This window comes from Lysobacter sp. 05T417 (genome assembly GCF_056396405.1).
In genome coordinates this window covers 187,040-201,347 of record NZ_JBFTLK010000008.1, presented here as the reverse complement: position 1 = coordinate 201,347, position 14,308 = coordinate 187,040, and the positions used below count along the sequence as shown (strand labels likewise).

General features: G+C 67.1%; 14 protein-coding genes. 13 read left to right on the top strand and 1 reads right to left on the bottom strand.

The window, feature by feature from the left end; genetic code table 11:
• The first annotated feature begins 286 nt into the window (after positions 1–286).
• Positions 287–1,612 carry a metal-dependent hydrolase family protein gene (locus AC1DER_RS15745; RefSeq protein ID WP_477248274.1) on the top strand — a complete coding sequence of 442 codons (1,326 nt, stop codon included), beginning with the start codon at positions 287–289 and terminating at the stop codon, positions 1,610–1,612.
• A 515-nt stretch (positions 1,613–2,127) separates the two neighbouring features.
• Here AC1DER_RS15745 and AC1DER_RS15740 read toward each other — a convergent pair.
• Entirely contained in the window at positions 2,128–2,739 is a 612-nt protein-coding gene (locus AC1DER_RS15740; protein ID WP_477248481.1) for a DUF998 domain-containing protein, read from the bottom strand.
• Between the two features lie 126 nt (positions 2,740–2,865).
• On the opposite strand from AC1DER_RS15740, the gene trxA reads away from it, so the two are divergent.
• The 12 genes from trxA (at position 2,866) to AC1DER_RS15680 (ending at position 14,279) form a co-directional block, all read left to right on the top strand.
• On the top strand, positions 2,866–3,738 hold the full coding sequence (trxA, locus tag AC1DER_RS15735; protein ID WP_477248483.1) for a thioredoxin: 873 nt from the start codon (positions 2,866–2,868) through the stop codon (positions 3,736–3,738).
• Positions 3,739–3,909: 171 nt separating this feature from the next.
• The gene (fabA, locus tag AC1DER_RS15730) at positions 3,910–4,425 is read left to right on the top strand and encodes a 3-hydroxyacyl-[acyl-carrier-protein] dehydratase FabA (protein WP_441817389.1); all 516 of its coding nucleotides are present in this window, start codon (positions 3,910–3,912) and stop codon (positions 4,423–4,425) included.
• Positions 4,426–5,649: a beta-ketoacyl-ACP synthase I gene (fabB, locus tag AC1DER_RS15725; protein WP_477248485.1), complete on the top strand. Its 1,224-nt coding sequence runs from the start codon at positions 4,426–4,428 to the stop codon at positions 5,647–5,649.
• Between the two features lie 222 nt (positions 5,650–5,871).
• On the top strand, positions 5,872–6,348 hold the full coding sequence (gene azu, locus AC1DER_RS15720; protein ID WP_477248487.1) for an azurin: 477 nt from the start codon (positions 5,872–5,874) through the stop codon (positions 6,346–6,348).
• A gap of 5 nt (positions 6,349–6,353) precedes the next feature.
• Positions 6,354–7,481 (top strand): cytochrome-c peroxidase, encoded by a 1,128-nt coding sequence (locus AC1DER_RS15715; protein WP_477248489.1) that lies wholly within the window; start codon positions 6,354–6,356, stop codon positions 7,479–7,481.
• An 88-nt stretch (positions 7,482–7,569) separates the two neighbouring features.
• The gene (locus tag AC1DER_RS15710) at positions 7,570–8,040 is read left to right on the top strand and encodes a DUF4442 domain-containing protein (protein ID WP_477248491.1); all 471 of its coding nucleotides are present in this window, start codon (positions 7,570–7,572) and stop codon (positions 8,038–8,040) included.
• Positions 8,041–8,170: 130 nt separating this feature from the next.
• Positions 8,171–10,177: a bifunctional serine/threonine-protein kinase/formylglycine-generating enzyme family protein gene (locus AC1DER_RS15705; RefSeq protein ID WP_477358135.1), complete on the top strand. Its 2,007-nt coding sequence runs from the start codon at positions 8,171–8,173 to the stop codon at positions 10,175–10,177.
• Positions 10,178–10,222: 45 nt separating this feature from the next.
• Positions 10,223–10,912, top strand: coding sequence for a DUF502 domain-containing protein (locus AC1DER_RS15700; RefSeq protein ID WP_477248497.1), 690 nt, complete (start codon positions 10,223–10,225; stop codon positions 10,910–10,912).
• A gap of 51 nt (positions 10,913–10,963) precedes the next feature.
• The gene (locus AC1DER_RS15695; RefSeq protein ID WP_477248499.1) at positions 10,964–11,236 is read left to right on the top strand and encodes a type II toxin-antitoxin system HicA family toxin; all 273 of its coding nucleotides are present in this window, start codon (positions 10,964–10,966) and stop codon (positions 11,234–11,236) included.
• Positions 11,233–11,580 (top strand): type II toxin-antitoxin system HicB family antitoxin, encoded by a 348-nt coding sequence (locus tag AC1DER_RS15690; protein ID WP_477248501.1) that lies wholly within the window; start codon positions 11,233–11,235, stop codon positions 11,578–11,580. The genes AC1DER_RS15695 and AC1DER_RS15690 overlap by 4 nt, the downstream gene beginning before the upstream one ends.
• A gap of 3 nt (positions 11,581–11,583) precedes the next feature.
• Positions 11,584–12,363 (top strand): queuosine precursor transporter, encoded by a 780-nt coding sequence (locus AC1DER_RS15685; protein WP_477248503.1) that lies wholly within the window; start codon positions 11,584–11,586, stop codon positions 12,361–12,363.
• Between the two features lie 104 nt (positions 12,364–12,467).
• Positions 12,468–14,279 carry a DUF885 domain-containing protein gene (locus AC1DER_RS15680; RefSeq protein WP_477248505.1) on the top strand — a complete coding sequence of 604 codons (1,812 nt, stop codon included), beginning with the start codon at positions 12,468–12,470 and terminating at the stop codon, positions 14,277–14,279.
• Positions 14,280–14,308 lie beyond the last annotated feature (29 nt).

Here is a 14,308-nt window from a genome sequence, read left to right as displayed (position 1 = left end):
GTGGCGTTCGGATCTGCGACGGTTTGAGCGGCTTCGGCGTCTGTGGACACGGGGGGCAAGGGAAAGCTAGGGGAAGACCGCCAAGCCTACCGCAGTGCACAAATGGCCGCTATTCCGCCCGGGCTGCATGGCCGCCCGAAGAGCCGGGGCCGCGCGGCCGCCCGACCAGGCGGCGGCCGCCAGACCGCCACCGCGTGACCGCCGCCACAGGAGGTTGCGACCAATGTCCCAGCGGCCCGGCCCGCCCGCGCGGCTACAGTAGTGGCTTCATCTGGGGAGATACCGAATGCGCCTGTCCACGCTTGTCCTGTCCTTGACCACCGCCCTGGCCGCCGCGCCGGCCGTCGCCGCCGGCGACAGTTACGCGCTGCAGTGCGGGCAGTTGTTCGACGCCCGCGCCGGCAAGGTGCTGGGCCCGCACACCGTGATCGTCCGCGATGGCAAGGTCGCCGAGGTGGTCAGTGGCCAGGCCGACATGGCGGGGCTGGAGCGCATCGACCTGTCCGGCCATACCTGCTCGCCGGGTTGGACCGACCTGCACGTGCATCTGGGCAGCCAGTCGAGCCCGCAGAGCTACTCGGAAGGCTTCCGCCTGGACGACGTCGATTTCGCGTTCCGCTCGGTCGGCTTCGCCAAGAAGACGCTGCTGGCCGGCTTCACCAGCGTCCGCGATCTGGGCGGCGAAGTCAGTCCGCACCTGCGCGACGCGATCAACCAGGGCCTGGTCGACGGGCCGCGGATCTGGGCGGCGGGCAAGTCGATCGCCACCACCGGCGGCCACGCCGATCCCACCAACGGCTACAACGACGCGCTGTCGCACCTGATCGGCCCGCCGGGCCCGACCGAGGGCGTGATCAACTCGATCGACGACGCGCGCCAGGCCGTGCGCCAGCGCTACAAGGAAGGCAGCGACGTGATCAAGATCACCGCCACCGGTGGTGTGCTGTCGTATGCAAAATCCGGCGACGCGCCGCAGTTCACCGTCGAAGAGGTCAAGGCGATCGTCGACACCGCCAAGGACTACGGCTACCGGGTCGCCGCCCACGCCCACGGCGAGGAAGGCATCCGGCGCGCGGTGCTCGGCGGCGTCACCTCGATCGAGCACGGCACCTACATGAGCCCGGAAGTGATGTCGCTGATGAAGCAGAAGGGCACCTGGTACGTGCCGACGATCTACGCCGGCCGCTTCGTTGCCGACAAGGCCAAGATCGACGGTTACTTCCCCGAGGTGGTACGGCCCAAGGCGATCCGCATCGGCGCGATGATCCAGGACACTGCCGGCAGGGCCTACAAGAACGGCGTCAAGATCGCCTTCGGCACCGACATGGGCGTCGGCCCGCACGGCGACAACGCGCGCGAGTTCATCTACATGACGGAAGCCGGCATCCCCGCCAACGTAGCGCTGCAGGCCGCCACGATCCGCGCAGCCGAGGTGCTCGGCGTCGACGACCAGGGCGTGATCGAAATCGGCAAGCGCGCGGACATCGTCGCAGTGCCCGGCAACCCGGTCGAGGACATCACCGCAGTGATGAAGGTCGACTTCGTGATGAAGGACGGCAAGGTGTACCGCCAGCCCGATTCGCGCGCCGACACGGCGTCTGTCGCGCTGTAAGTCTTCGAGGCTGACGTAGCTTCGGAACGGCGTCGCCCACAGGCTCCTGCCTTCGGAGCGGCGTCGCCCACAGGCTCCTGCCTTCGGAGCGGCGTCGCCCACCACGCTGGGGATTGCCCCGCCCCTTAGTCGGACATCCATGTCCGATGCGGGGCGCGACGAGGAGCCGTCATGTCACCGTCTTCTGGGCATCACGGGCTTCTCGTCGCATCTCCGCCGTTGTCACCGTCATCCCCGCGAAGGCGGGGATCCAGGGATGTTGGCTTTGTCCCCACGGCTACAAAAGCAAATGGATCCCGGCGTGCGCCGGGATGACGGCAGGGGCGGGGATTGCGGAGCAGTGGGCCATGGATGGCCCACGCCCGGCATAAAGACAGGATGTCGTCTGCCGGGCGTAGCAATCCCCGCCCCGGCGGACGGCGCCACCCCGAAGCTGACGCCCCAAGCTGGGCTCGCCCCGGCGGACGCCCGAAGCTGACGCCGCCCGAAGCCGACACCACTCAGAAGCCGAAGCGTCAGCGGCGACGCGACGCCATCCACACGCACAGCAACCACAGCGCCAACAGCAACCGCTGCGCCACCGGCCCTGGCAACCACGTGCTCGGCAGCACGTTGAACACCACTGCCAGTGCACCAGCCGCGAAGAATGCCCACCCCCACCCGCGCCAGCCCGGCGCAGACCTCACCCCCAGGCCCAGCAACAACGCACCCGGCGCGAACGACAACCACCACAACAGCCAGGCCGTCGCATGCCGCTGGCTTTGCGCGTTCTCCAGATCGGAGGCATCGAGCGGAAACAACCCCTGCGCCGCAAACGCCAACGCCGAAATCGCCAGCATCCACACGCCCACCGCGGCGATGCGACCGGCGCCCACCGGCAGCCGCCCGCGCAACCGGAAGGCCACCACCGCGGCCAACAGCCCCGGCACGATGAACGCCAGCAGATTGAACCCCGCCGCACCCGGCACCCCACGCGAACCGAGCAGCGCGACCGGATGCTGCAGGTGCGAAAACGCATCGAACACAGCGGCGAAGCCGAAGACGGCCGCGGCACACGACAGCACCGCCAGCGTGCCGGCATGGCGATCGAACAACGAGGCGGCGCGGCTTGGGGAGTTGGAATTCACGGCGGTCCGGCGGGTCGGGAATGCGGCGCTTCATGCTAGCGTGCCGACCGCCCGGCCATGCTTGCCAAGCACGCCGCCCGCCCCCATCTCCTGCCACTGACCACCGAGCCGACCCGAGCCGAGCTGATGACGACCGAAACCGCCTCCCCCCACGTCTTCGACGCCACCGCCGACAACTTCGAAGCGCAGGTCCTGCAGAAGTCCCTGCAGACACCGGTGCTCGTCGACTTCTGGGCCGAGTGGTGCGGCCCCTGCAAGACCCTCGGACCGATCCTGGAAAAGCTGGCTGCCGACTACAACGGCGCCTTCGAGCTGGCCAAGGTCGACGTCGACAAGGAACCGCAACTGGCCGGCGCATTCCAGGTCCGCTCGATCCCGACCGTGTTCCTGGTCAAGGACGGGCAACTGGTCGATGGCTTCCCCGGCGCACTGCCGGAAGGCCAGATCCGCGAGTTCCTCAAGCACCACGGTGTCGAGCCGGGCGAAGCGGCCGCTACCGAAGCGGTGGAGGCCCCGGCGCCGGTGCTGGACCCGCACGAGGAAGTGGTGCGCCTGCGCGCCGACGTGGCGGCCAATCCCGACACCGCCGAGCTGCGCCTCGAGCTGGCCCTGGCCCTGCTCAAGACCGGCGCGGTGTCGGAGGCCGAGCAACTGCTCGACGGCCTGCCGGCCAACCTCGCCACCGACGACCGTGCCCAGCGCGCGCGTTCGCGCCTGGAGTTCGCCTCGCTGCTCAAGGACGCGCCGCCGGCGGCCGTGCTGGAAGCCTCGATCGCCGGCAATCCCGACGACCTGCGCGCCCGCCATCTGCTTGGCGCCATCCACATCGTCGACGGCAATGCCGAGGCCGGCCTGGAGCAGTTCCTGGAGATGCTGCGGCGCGATCGCAGCTACGCCGAAGGCCTGCCGCGCAAGGCGCTGATCGACGCATTCCGGGTGGTCGAGGACGAGGACCTGGTGGGCCGCTACCGCCGCAAGATGTCGTCGCTGCTGTTCTGACCGCAACAACCATGCAGCGCATGAATCGGGGCGTCGCATCACCCGCACCACAGGAACCTGGAATACCGCACAAAAGTACTTCACCGTACGGAAATTGATGGTTGATCCAGGTCAAGGCAGTCGTCATTGTGGGAAACCACACTGCCGCGTTCCACGCCACGGTACTTCCAGATGACTCGTCCCAATTCATTCGACCGCGCGCAGCTGCTTGCATGCGCCGGCGGCACCATGTTCGGCCCCGGCAACGCGCGTCTGCCGCTTCCGCCGATGCTGATGTTCGATCGCATCACCCACATCGCCACCGAAGGCGGAAGCTACGGCAAGGGCGTGATCCGCGCCGAGCTCGACATCAACCCGGACCTGTGGTTCTTCGCCTGCCACTTCGAAGGCGACCCGGTGATGCCCGGCTGCCTGGGCCTGGATGCGCTGTGGCAGCTGTGCGGTTTCTTCCTGCCCTGGCTGGGCGAACCCGGTCGCGGCCGCGCGCTGGGCGTGGGCGAGGTGAAGTTCACCGGCCAGGTGCTGCCGGATGCAAAACTCGTCAGCTACGAAATCGATATCCGCCGGGTCATGCGCGGCAAGCTGGCGCTGGTCATCGGCGACGGCAGCGTGAGCGTCGACGGCCGCCAGATCTACACGGCCAAGGATCTTCGCGTCGGGCTGTTCACTTCCACCGAGGGCTTCTGAATGCGTCGTGTCGTTGTCACCGGCCTGGGTGTGGTTTCGTGCCTGGGCAATGATCGCCAGTCGGTCACGGACTCCCTGCGCGAAGGGCGCGCGGGCATCAGTTTCGTTCCCGAGTACGCGGAGAAAGGCTTGCGCAGCCATGTCGCCGGCGTTCCGCAGATCGACCTGGAGTCGCGGATCGATCGCAAGCTCAAGCGTTTCATGGGCGATGCCGCGGCCTACAGCTACATCGCCATGCACGATGCGATGACCGAGGCCGGCCTCGACCAGGAACAGATGCACAACGTCCGCACCGGCGTGATCGCCGGCTCCGGCGGCGGCTCGCCGCAGTGGCAGATCGAACTGGCGGACATCCTGCGCGAGAAGGGCATTCGCCGCGTCGGCCCGTACATGGTGCCGCGCACGATGTGCTCGACCGTATCGGCGACGCTGGCCACCGCGTTCGGTATCCGCGGCCTCAGTTACTCCATCAGCGCGGCATGCGCGACGTCCGCGCATTGCATCGGCATGGCCGCGGATCTGATCCGCCATGGCGCGCAGGACGTGGTGTTCGCGGGCGGCGGCGAAGAAGTCCATTGGGGCATGACCGCACAGTTCGACGGCATGGGCGCGCTGTCCACGCATCGCAACGACACCCCGCAAAGCGCCTCGCGACCGTACGACAACGACCGCGACGGCTTCGTCATCGCCGGCGGTGGCGGCATGGTCGTGCTGGAAGACTACGAACACGCCCGCGCCCGCGGCGCGCGCATCCTCGCCGAACTGGTCGGATACGGCGTCACCTCCGACGGCGCCGACATGGTCGCCCCCTCGGGCGAAGGCGCGGTGCGCTGCATGCAGATGGCGCTGGCCGGCTACGACGGCCGCGGCGTCGGCGCGATCGACTACCTCAACACGCACGGCACCTCCACGCCCCTGGGCGATGTGGTGGAACTGGAAGCGGTGCGCGCCGCATTCGGCGACAACGTGCCGCCGCTGTCTTCGACCAAGGCGCTCAGCGGCCATTCGCTGGGTGCTGCCAGCGTGCATGAAGCGATCTACTGCCTGCTGATGATGGAAGGCGGATTCATGGCCGCCTCGTCCAACATCGAAACACTCGATCCCCGCGCGGAGAGCTTCCCGATCCTGCGCGAGCGCCGCGACGCGGCCTGCGACACGGTGATGTCCAACAGCTTCGGCTTCGGCGGCACCAACGCCACACTGGTCTTCCGTCGCGCGGACTGACGCGCGGCTCGCGACACGCCGCCTGGCGGCCCGCTCCCTTCACCAGCACGCCTCGCGCGTGCTGGTCGTCGTTGCCTGGGGAACGAGGTGCATCGACGCACCGTTTTGACTCAGATCAAGGTGTCGACGCCCACCCGCGCCTACCTTGCCGACATCGGCCCGCCGCACCTTTCCGGCCTGGGCCGTCGTCAGTCAATCCTCTTCTTCCCCCAGGAATCGTCCATGAAGCACTTGCCTTCCACGAAGATCGTTTCCACTTCCCTGCTCTGCCTGGGCCTGCTGTCCGCAACCGGCCTCGCCCATGCCGCGGGCAACTGCACCATCGCGCTCAAGGCCGACGACGCGATGAAGTTCGACCTCAAGACCGTCACCGTTTCGGCGGCCTGCCCGACCATCACGGTCGAACTGGCGCATACCGGCAAGCTGCCGGTGGCGGCGATGGGCCACAACGTCGTGATCGCGACAAGCAAGGACATGGAGGCCATCGGACGCGACGGCATCAAGGCAGGCGCGGCCAACAACTACCTCGCCAAGGGCGACGCGCGCGTCATCGCCGCAACGTCGTTGATCGGCGCAGGACAGAAGACGACGGTGTCGTTCCCGGGCAAGAAGCTCACCGCCGGCGGCGACTACGCATTCTTCTGCAGCTTCCCCGGCCACTCGTTCCAGATGAAGGGCAAGCTGACGGTCACCAGGTAGACGCCATGCGACGCCTTCCACTTGCCATCACGTTGTCTCCCGCCATCGCCGCAACGCTGCTGTTGACCGGTTGCGGTAACGCAGGTACCGCGCAGAACACACCCGCCGCCGGAGTTCATGCCACCCACACCGCTCCTGCCGCTGATTCCGCCGCAGCGGCACTTCGAAAGCGCGCCGAGGGTGTTTTCACTCCCGTCCCGGAGAAGCTGGCCGCCGTGCGCGACCAGACCATCAGCCCTGCGAAAGTCGAACTGGGCAAGATGCTCTTCTTCGAGCCGCGCCTGTCATCGAGCCAGGTCATCAGCTGCAACAGCTGCCACAGCCTCAGCACCGCCGGCGCGGACAACGTCCCGACATCCATCGGCCACGGCTTTCAGCGCGGCCCGCGCAATGCGCCAACCGTGTTCAATGCCGTATTCAATGCCGCCCAGTTCTGGGACGGGCGCGCGCCCGACCTGAGCGAGCAGGCCAAGGGTCCGATCCAGGCCGGTGTCGAAATGAACAACACCCCGGCGCGCGCGGTGGCGACGCTCAAGGGCATTCCCGGCTACGCCAGGGCATTCGCACTGGCCTTTCCCGACAGCGGCAACAACGCCATCACCTTCGACAACATGGCGCGCGCCATCGAAGCGTTCGAGGCGACGCTGCTCACGCCCGATGCTCCGTTCGACCGCTTCCTCGCCGGCGATGACGGCGCCCTCGATGCAAGGCAGCAACGCGGCATGGGGTTGTTCATGGACGCCGGCTGCGTCGCCTGCCACAACGGCATCAATGTCGGTGGCCAGAGCTACCACCCGTTCGGCGTCGTCAGCAAACCCGCCGCCCACCTGTTGCCGGCTGCGGACACGGGCCGTTTCGCCGTGACCAGGGCCGAAGGAGACGAGTACGCGTTCCGGGCGGCGCCGCTGCGCAATGTCGCCCTGACCGCACCTTACTTCCACAGCGGCCAGGTCTGGGACCTGCGCGAGGCGGTCCGGATCATGGGCAGCAGTCAACTCGGCCGCCAGCTGGCACCGGCTGAAGTCGAGGACATCACCGCCTTCCTCCAGTCCCTCAGCGGAGTGGCGCCGCAGGTCACGCTCCCGATCCTGCCGCCGAGCGCTGACGCCACGCCGAGGCCACTGAACGGATGAACGGGGAGGCCTGCCCGGCGGCGGACGGGCCTTCCTCAATACGGCTCCGTATGGCAGGCTGGCCGCCCCACCCCGCTCCCGCTCCCGAATGAAAGCCAGTCACCTGCGCCTGGGCCTCAACCTCTGGCCGCCGTTCCTGTTCAGCGGCATCCGCGTCACCGCCCTCGCCGCTGACTACCGCCATGCCCATGTCGAGCTGCGCATGCGCCCCTGGAACCGCAACTACGTCGGCACCCACTTCGGCGGCAGCCTGTTCGCCATGACCGATCCGTTCTGGATGCTGCTGACGATGAACGCGCTCGGCAGCCGCTACTGGGTCTGGGACAAGGCCGCGGAGATCGAATTCGTCAAGCCCGGCCGCGGCACCGTCCATGCCGATTTCCGCCTCGACGATCGCGTTCTCGCCGAACTGCGCCAGGCCACCGCCACCGGCAGCAAGACGCTGCGATGGTTCAACACCGACGTGGTGGACAGCGAAGGCGATGTCGTCGCACGTTTGCGCAAACAGCTCTACGTGCGGCGCAAAACCGAGCATCGGGACGCGCCCGAAGTAGCTTAAAACAAGCCATTTCCGACAGAAACTGACGCTGTGCGTCATCACATTTGTCTTCACATCGCAGATGTGAGGATCGCGTCGTGAGCTGGGCGCAATGACGGCGTATGCTCCCGTTTCGCGACAGGGGGACGCGATGTCCGGATCAGCATCCAACATCGACAACACATCGCCATTACCGGAGATCACCGGCTTTCACCTGCACAAGGTGATCAACCACGGTGGCATGTCGACCGTGTATCTGGGCAACCAGATCGCGCTGTCGCGCGAGGTCGCCATCAAGGTGATGCTGCCGCTGGCGCTTGCCGACGAAGTCAGCCGTCGCCGCTTCGAGAATGAAGTGCGCACGATCGCGCGCCTCGAACACCCCAACATCGTCACCATCCACGAAGTCGGCCGCACCGTCGACGGACTGCCCTATTACGCGATGCCGTTCCTGCCGCGCGGCCACCTTGGCCAGCGCGATCTGAGCAAGGACGAGCCGCGCGCGGTCGAAGTCGCGCTGACGCTGCTGTCGGCGCTCGACTACGCCCATGCACGGGGCGTGGTGCATCGCGACGTCAAGGCCGAGAACGTGCTGTTCGACGACAGCGAACGCGTGCTGCTCGCCGACTTCGGCATCGCCCTGCGCCGTGGCTTCGGCCCGCGCGTGACTGCCGCCGGACTCGCCGTCGGCAGCACCGCCTACATGGCGCCGGAACAGGCGCGCGGCGAAGACGTCGATGGCCGCGCCGACCTCTACAGCCTGGGCGTGCTGTTGTGGGAGATGCTGACCGGTCGCCTGCCGTTCGAGGCCGCCGACGCGCTGTCGATGGCAGTGATGCACGCGCAGGATCCGATTCCGAAACTGCCGCAGCACCTGCATCACTGGCAGCGCTTCATGAATCGCGCACTGTGCAAGCAGGCCGCCAACCGCTTCCAGGATGCCGCGCAGATGACCGCGTCCATCCGCGCCGTGCAGCAGCGCAAGCCGTGGACGGCAGCGCTGGAAATGTTCGAACGCCTGCGGCCGTCGCGCCGCTGGGCGACGCCGATGTGGGCGGCGCTGGCCGTGGCCGCTGTCACGCTGGTGGTGCTGGGTTTCAGCATCGGCCGCGATGACGACGACGACAAAGCCACGCCCTCCGAATTGATCGCCACGTCGCCCACGGCGACGACGACCGACGATCCCACCGAGGCAATGCTGCAGCCGCTGCCGGAAGCGCCGTTGCAACGCGCGCTCGACGACGCCCGGCAGCAGATCGAACGCGGCCGCCTGACCGAACCCGACGATGCCAACGCCTTCGACAGCGTGCTGCTGGCATGGCACACCGACAGCACCCACCCGGATGTCGCCAAGGCCATCGACGACCTCACCCTCGCCCTGTCCGCGCAGATCGTGCGCAGCGTGCGCGAGGACAAGGACGCGCGCGCGATCGAACTGCTGACCCACGCCAACAACCTGGGCCAGCAGACCGGCACCGTCAGCTCCCCGGCCCAGTCCGAGCTGCGCATCCAGGCCGGCAAGGCGCTCGATGCCCGGCTCGAGCAGGCGATCAAGCGCCGCGACAAGCCCGAGGCGCAGCGCACCGTCGCGCTGGCCGACCAGTTCAAACTCCCGCGCAAACTCAATTCGCGCCTGCTCGCCCAGGCCAAGGCCATGCCCACCGCGCTGGCCCGCGGCGCCACGATCGATGTCACTTCGCAGGCCAGCGCCAAGGTCAGCGTGACGCTGACGCCGCGCCCGGTCTCGCGCCGCGAGTACGCACGCTTCGCCGCCTCCAACGGCCGCACCGCGGCGCTATGCCGCGAGCGTGCCTCGCTGCTGCGCATGATCGATCCGCGCGACTGGCAGAAGCCCGGCTTCACGCAGGACGAGAACGACCCGGTGGTGTGCATCTCGCTCGAAGATGCACAGGCCTACGCGCAGTGGTACAGCGCCCAGACCGGCCGCCGCTACCGCCTGCCCAGCGCCGAGGAAGCCGCCCACCTGCGCGGCGACAGCGGCAACCGCGCCCTGTCGATGTGGCTGCGCGACTGCGGCAGCAATTGCCAGCAGCGCCAGGTCGCCGGCGAATCCTGGCGCAGTCGCCAGGACCAGCGGACCCTGCTGGCCGAGCGCGGCTACGACGACGTTGGCTTCCGCCTGGTGCGCGAGCGCTGAAGCGCGCCAGCGCGGAACCGGGGCCCGTGCCCTACAATCCGCGCCATGTCCGAGCCCATCCCCGGCGGCCGCGCCGCCCCGAACCGCCCCAGCCTGCAGAAACTGTTCCTGACCGGCCTGCTCACGCTGCTGCCGATCTGGCTGACGTGGGTGGTGGTCAAGTTCGTCTTCGTGATGCTGTCCGACATCAGCCAGCCGCTGATGACGCCGGTACTGCAGAACCTGGCGGCATCGTCGCCGCAGTCGCTGTCGTGGCTGGTCGAACCGTGGGTCAGGACGGTGCTGGCGATGCTGGCGACGGTCGCGGTGATCCTGTTCTCGGGCGTGATGGCGCGTCGCGTGTTCGGCCAGCGCATGCTGGGCTGGTTCGAGGCGCTGATCCAGCGCATCCCGCTGGCCAGCACCATCTACAGCAGCGCCCGACAGTTGTTGAACATCCTGCAGACCAAGCCCGACGGCACCCAGCGCGTGGTGCTGATCGACTTCCCGCACACGCAGATGAAGTCGATTGGCTTCGTCACCCGCACGCTGCGCGAGCAGGGCACCGGCCGCGAGCTGGCCGCGGTGTACGTGCCGACCACGCCGAACCCGACCTCCGGCTACCTGGAGATCGTGCCGGTGGAGAAGATCACCCCGACCGACTGGAGCGTCGACCAGGCGATGAGCTTCATCATCTCCGGCGGCGCGGTCTCGCCCGACACGATCCCGTTCAGCCCTCCCGCCCAGCAGCACTGAGCATTCCTGGCGCCAGTTGACCCGGTACCATAAATTGGTACCATGCAGTGCATGACAAGGACGTCAGAGCTACGCCGACGGCACGCCTGCACACTCTCCGCGATCTTCGCCCGCCCGGTATCAGGAACGATCCGATGGGGTGAAATCGAGGCGCTGTTCGTGGCCTTGGGCGCGATCGTCGAGGAGCGCGAAGGATCGCGCGTGGCAATTATCTGGAAGCAACAGGTTTACGTATTTCACCGCCCCCATCCTCAGCCGGAAACAGACAAGGGCGCGGTTGCCAGCGCCCGCAAATGGCTTGAGGAAAACGGAGTGAAACCATGAGCACGACCAACATTCTTGAGATTCGCGGCCACAAGGCCGTGATCAGTTTCGATCCGGACACCAACCTCCTGCGCGGTGAATTCCTGGGCCTCAATGGCGGCGCCGATTTCCACGGCGACAGCATTGCCCAGCTACTCGATGAAGGCGAACGCTCGCTTCAGGCATTCCTCGACGTGTGCAGGGAGCGCGGAATCGATCCCGTAAAGCACTTCTCGGGAAAGCTCCAGCTTCGACTCAATCGAAAGACGCACGAGAAGGCTGCCGTCGTCGCGGCAGCGCGCGGCGTGAGTCTCAACTCGCTGATTGAATCAGCCGTCGAACACGAACTCGAAGCGGTAGCCTGACGCATGAGCATCCAGGGACGCACGCTGGACGACCGCGCGGTGTGGTTGTTCATCGTTCTTTGCGCATTCTTCTGCGTCAACGCGGTGCTGGCGGAATTCATCGGCGTGAAGATATTCGCGCTCGAGGACACGCTGGGCATCGCGCCGCTGGAATGGAACCTGTTCGGCCAGACCGGCTCGCTGAGTTTCACCGCCGGCACGCTGCTGTGGCCGATGGTGTTCCTGATGACCGACGTCATCAACGAGTTCTTCGGCCGCCGCGGCGTGCGCATGATCTCGTGGCTGGCGGCGGGGCTGATCGTGTACGGCTTCGCGTTCGCGTTTGCCGCCATCTCGCTCGCCCCGGCTTCGTGGTGGGTCAAGGCAGCGCAACCGCAGGGCGTGAGCGACTACCAGACCGCGTTCGCGGCGGTGTTCGGCCAGGGCCTGTGGACGATCGGAGGCTCGCTGGTGGCCTTCATGCTCGGCCAGCTGATCGACGTGGCGGTGTTCCACCGGATCCGCAACATCACCGGCGAGAAGCACGTGTGGCTGCGCGCCACCGGTTCCACCGCGGTCTCGCAACTGGTGGACAGCTTCGTGGTGCTCTATATCGCCTTCGTGCTGGGCCCGCAGAAGTGGCCGACGTCGCTGTTCCTGGCCGTCAGCACGGTCAACTACGCCTACAAGATGCTGGCCGCGGTCGCGCTTATTCCGGCGATCTACCTGGTACGTGCGGGCATCACGCGCTATCTGGGTGAGGCCCGGGCCACGCAGCTGCGCGAGGAAGCGGCGCGGGTCTAGGACGAAAGGGCCCCGGCAACCGCCCATTTCGTGACTTCCGACCTAAGCGGTCCCCGCCCGCCTCGGCCATGCTTGGGCATTCGGCCTTGCCCCGGGGACCCTACATGCCGTTGTTGCGCCCGCTTGCCCTCGCCCTTGCCCTGACCTTCGCCACCGCCGCGACCGCGCCGGCCTTCGCCGCACCCACGCCGGCAACCGCACCCCAGTCCGCCAAGGCCACCCGCCTCAACGCGCTCTACGAGCAGTACTGGGAAGAGCTGCTCAAGCTCAATCCGCTGCAGGCGACCTTCCAGGGCGACAGCCGCTACAACGACCAGTTGCCCAACACGCTGTCGGCGCAGTACCGCCAGCGGATGCACGACTTCAACACGCGCTGGCTCAAGACGGTGAAGCAGGCCGGCAGCGACAACCTCGCCGGCCAGGACCTGCTGAGCTGGCAGATCTTCGTGCGCGACCGCGAGAAGCAGCTGGAAGGCGAGCAGTTCCCGACCTGGCAGCAGCCGGTCAACCAGTTCTACAACTTCGCCGCCACCATCGCCCAGCTCGGCTCCGGCACCGGTGCGCAGCCGTTCAAGACCACCACCGACTACGACGCCTGGCGCAAGCGCGCCGCGCAGGTGCCGGTGCTGTTCGCGCAGGCCATCGCCAACAGCCGCGAAGGCATGAAGAACGGCATCGTGCAGCCGCGCGCACTGATGGTGAAGGTGATCCCGCAGCTCGATGCGCTGATCAAGGACAAGGCCGAGGACACGCTGTTCTGGGGGCCGGTCAAGGCCTTCCCGACCGGCATCTCCGACGCCGACAAACAACGCCTGACCGCCGAGTACAAGGCGATGATCGAAGGCCAGCTGATGCCGGCCTATCGCGAGCTGCGCGCCTTCATCAACGACGTCTACCTGCCGGCCACGCGCACCACCTCAGGCCTCGACGCGCTGCCCAATGGCGCGGCCTGGTATGCCTACAACGCACGCAACACCACCACGACCAGCCTGACCCCGGCGCAGATCCACCAGATCGGCCTGGACGAAGTCACGCGCATCCACGGCGAGATCACCACCGTCATCGCGCAGACCGGCTTCAAGGGCTCGATGAAGGAGTTCTTCAAGTTCGTCCAGAGCGATCCGCGTTTCAGCTTCAAGGACGAGCCGGCGCTGCTGGCCTACTACCGTGGACTGGAAGCGAAGATCAACGAGAAGATCCCGGAGCAGTTCTCGCTGACGCCGAAGGCGCCGTTCGAGATCCGTCCGGTCGAGGCCTTCCGCGCCCAATCCGCAGCCGGCGGCTCCTACCAGCGTCCGAGCCAGGACGGCACGCGCCCGGGCATCTTCTACGTCAACACCTACGACCTGCCCACGCGCAAGACCTGGGACGCCGAGGACCTGTACCTGCACGAAGCCATTCCCGGCCACCATTTCCAGCTGGCGCTGCAGCAGGAGCTGACCAACCTGCCCAAGTTCCGCCGCTTCGGCAGCGAGACCGCCTTCAGCGAAGGCTGGGGCCTGTACGCCGAGTCGCTGGGCCGCGACCTGGGCGTGTACACCGATCCCTACTCGTACTTCGGTTACCTTCAAAACGAGTTGTGGCGCGCGATCCGCCTGGTCGTCGACACTGGCCTGCACAGCCAGGGCTGGACCCGCGAGCAGGTGATCCAGTACATGCTCGACAACTCGGCCGAAAGCGAGACACAGTCCACTGCCGAAGCCGAACGCTACATGGCCATCCCGGCCCAGGCGCTGGCCTACAAGATGGGCGAGCTGAAGATCCAGGAACTGCGCCACCGCGCCGAGAAGGCATTGGGAGCGAAGTTCGACGTGCGCAGGTTCCACGCCGAGGTGCTCAAGGACGGCTCCGTGCCGCTTGAAATCCTCGAAGGCAAGATCGACCGCTGGATTGCTTCGGAAAAAGCAGGCGGCTGACGCCTCGCCTTACCCTTACCCCGTTCCCC

Excerpts from the sequence above, each read along its gene's own strand:
- AC1DER_RS15745 (WP_477248274.1), top strand. The coding sequence starts at position 287 with ATGCGCCTGTCCACGCTTGTCCTGTCCTTGACCACCGCCCTGGCCGCC.
- trxA (WP_477248483.1), top strand. The coding sequence starts at position 2,866 with ATGACGACCGAAACCGCCTCCCCCCACGTCTTCGACGCCACCGCCGAC.
- fabA (WP_441817389.1), top strand. The coding sequence starts at position 3,910 with ATGACTCGTCCCAATTCATTCGACCGCGCGCAGCTGCTTGCATGCGCC.
- fabB (WP_477248485.1), top strand. The coding sequence starts at position 4,426 with ATGCGTCGTGTCGTTGTCACCGGCCTGGGTGTGGTTTCGTGCCTGGGC.
- azu (WP_477248487.1), top strand. The coding sequence starts at position 5,872 with ATGAAGCACTTGCCTTCCACGAAGATCGTTTCCACTTCCCTGCTCTGC.
- AC1DER_RS15715 (WP_477248489.1), top strand. The coding sequence starts at position 6,354 with ATGCGACGCCTTCCACTTGCCATCACGTTGTCTCCCGCCATCGCCGCA.
- AC1DER_RS15710 (WP_477248491.1), top strand. The coding sequence starts at position 7,570 with ATGAAAGCCAGTCACCTGCGCCTGGGCCTCAACCTCTGGCCGCCGTTC.
- AC1DER_RS15705 (WP_477358135.1), top strand. The coding sequence starts at position 8,171 with ATGTCCGGATCAGCATCCAACATCGACAACACATCGCCATTACCGGAG.
- AC1DER_RS15700 (WP_477248497.1), top strand. The coding sequence starts at position 10,223 with ATGTCCGAGCCCATCCCCGGCGGCCGCGCCGCCCCGAACCGCCCCAGC.
- AC1DER_RS15695 (WP_477248499.1), top strand. The coding sequence starts at position 10,964 with ATGACAAGGACGTCAGAGCTACGCCGACGGCACGCCTGCACACTCTCC.
- AC1DER_RS15690 (WP_477248501.1), top strand. The coding sequence starts at position 11,233 with ATGAGCACGACCAACATTCTTGAGATTCGCGGCCACAAGGCCGTGATC.
- AC1DER_RS15685 (WP_477248503.1), top strand. The coding sequence starts at position 11,584 with ATGAGCATCCAGGGACGCACGCTGGACGACCGCGCGGTGTGGTTGTTC.
- AC1DER_RS15680 (WP_477248505.1), top strand. The coding sequence starts at position 12,468 with ATGCCGTTGTTGCGCCCGCTTGCCCTCGCCCTTGCCCTGACCTTCGCC.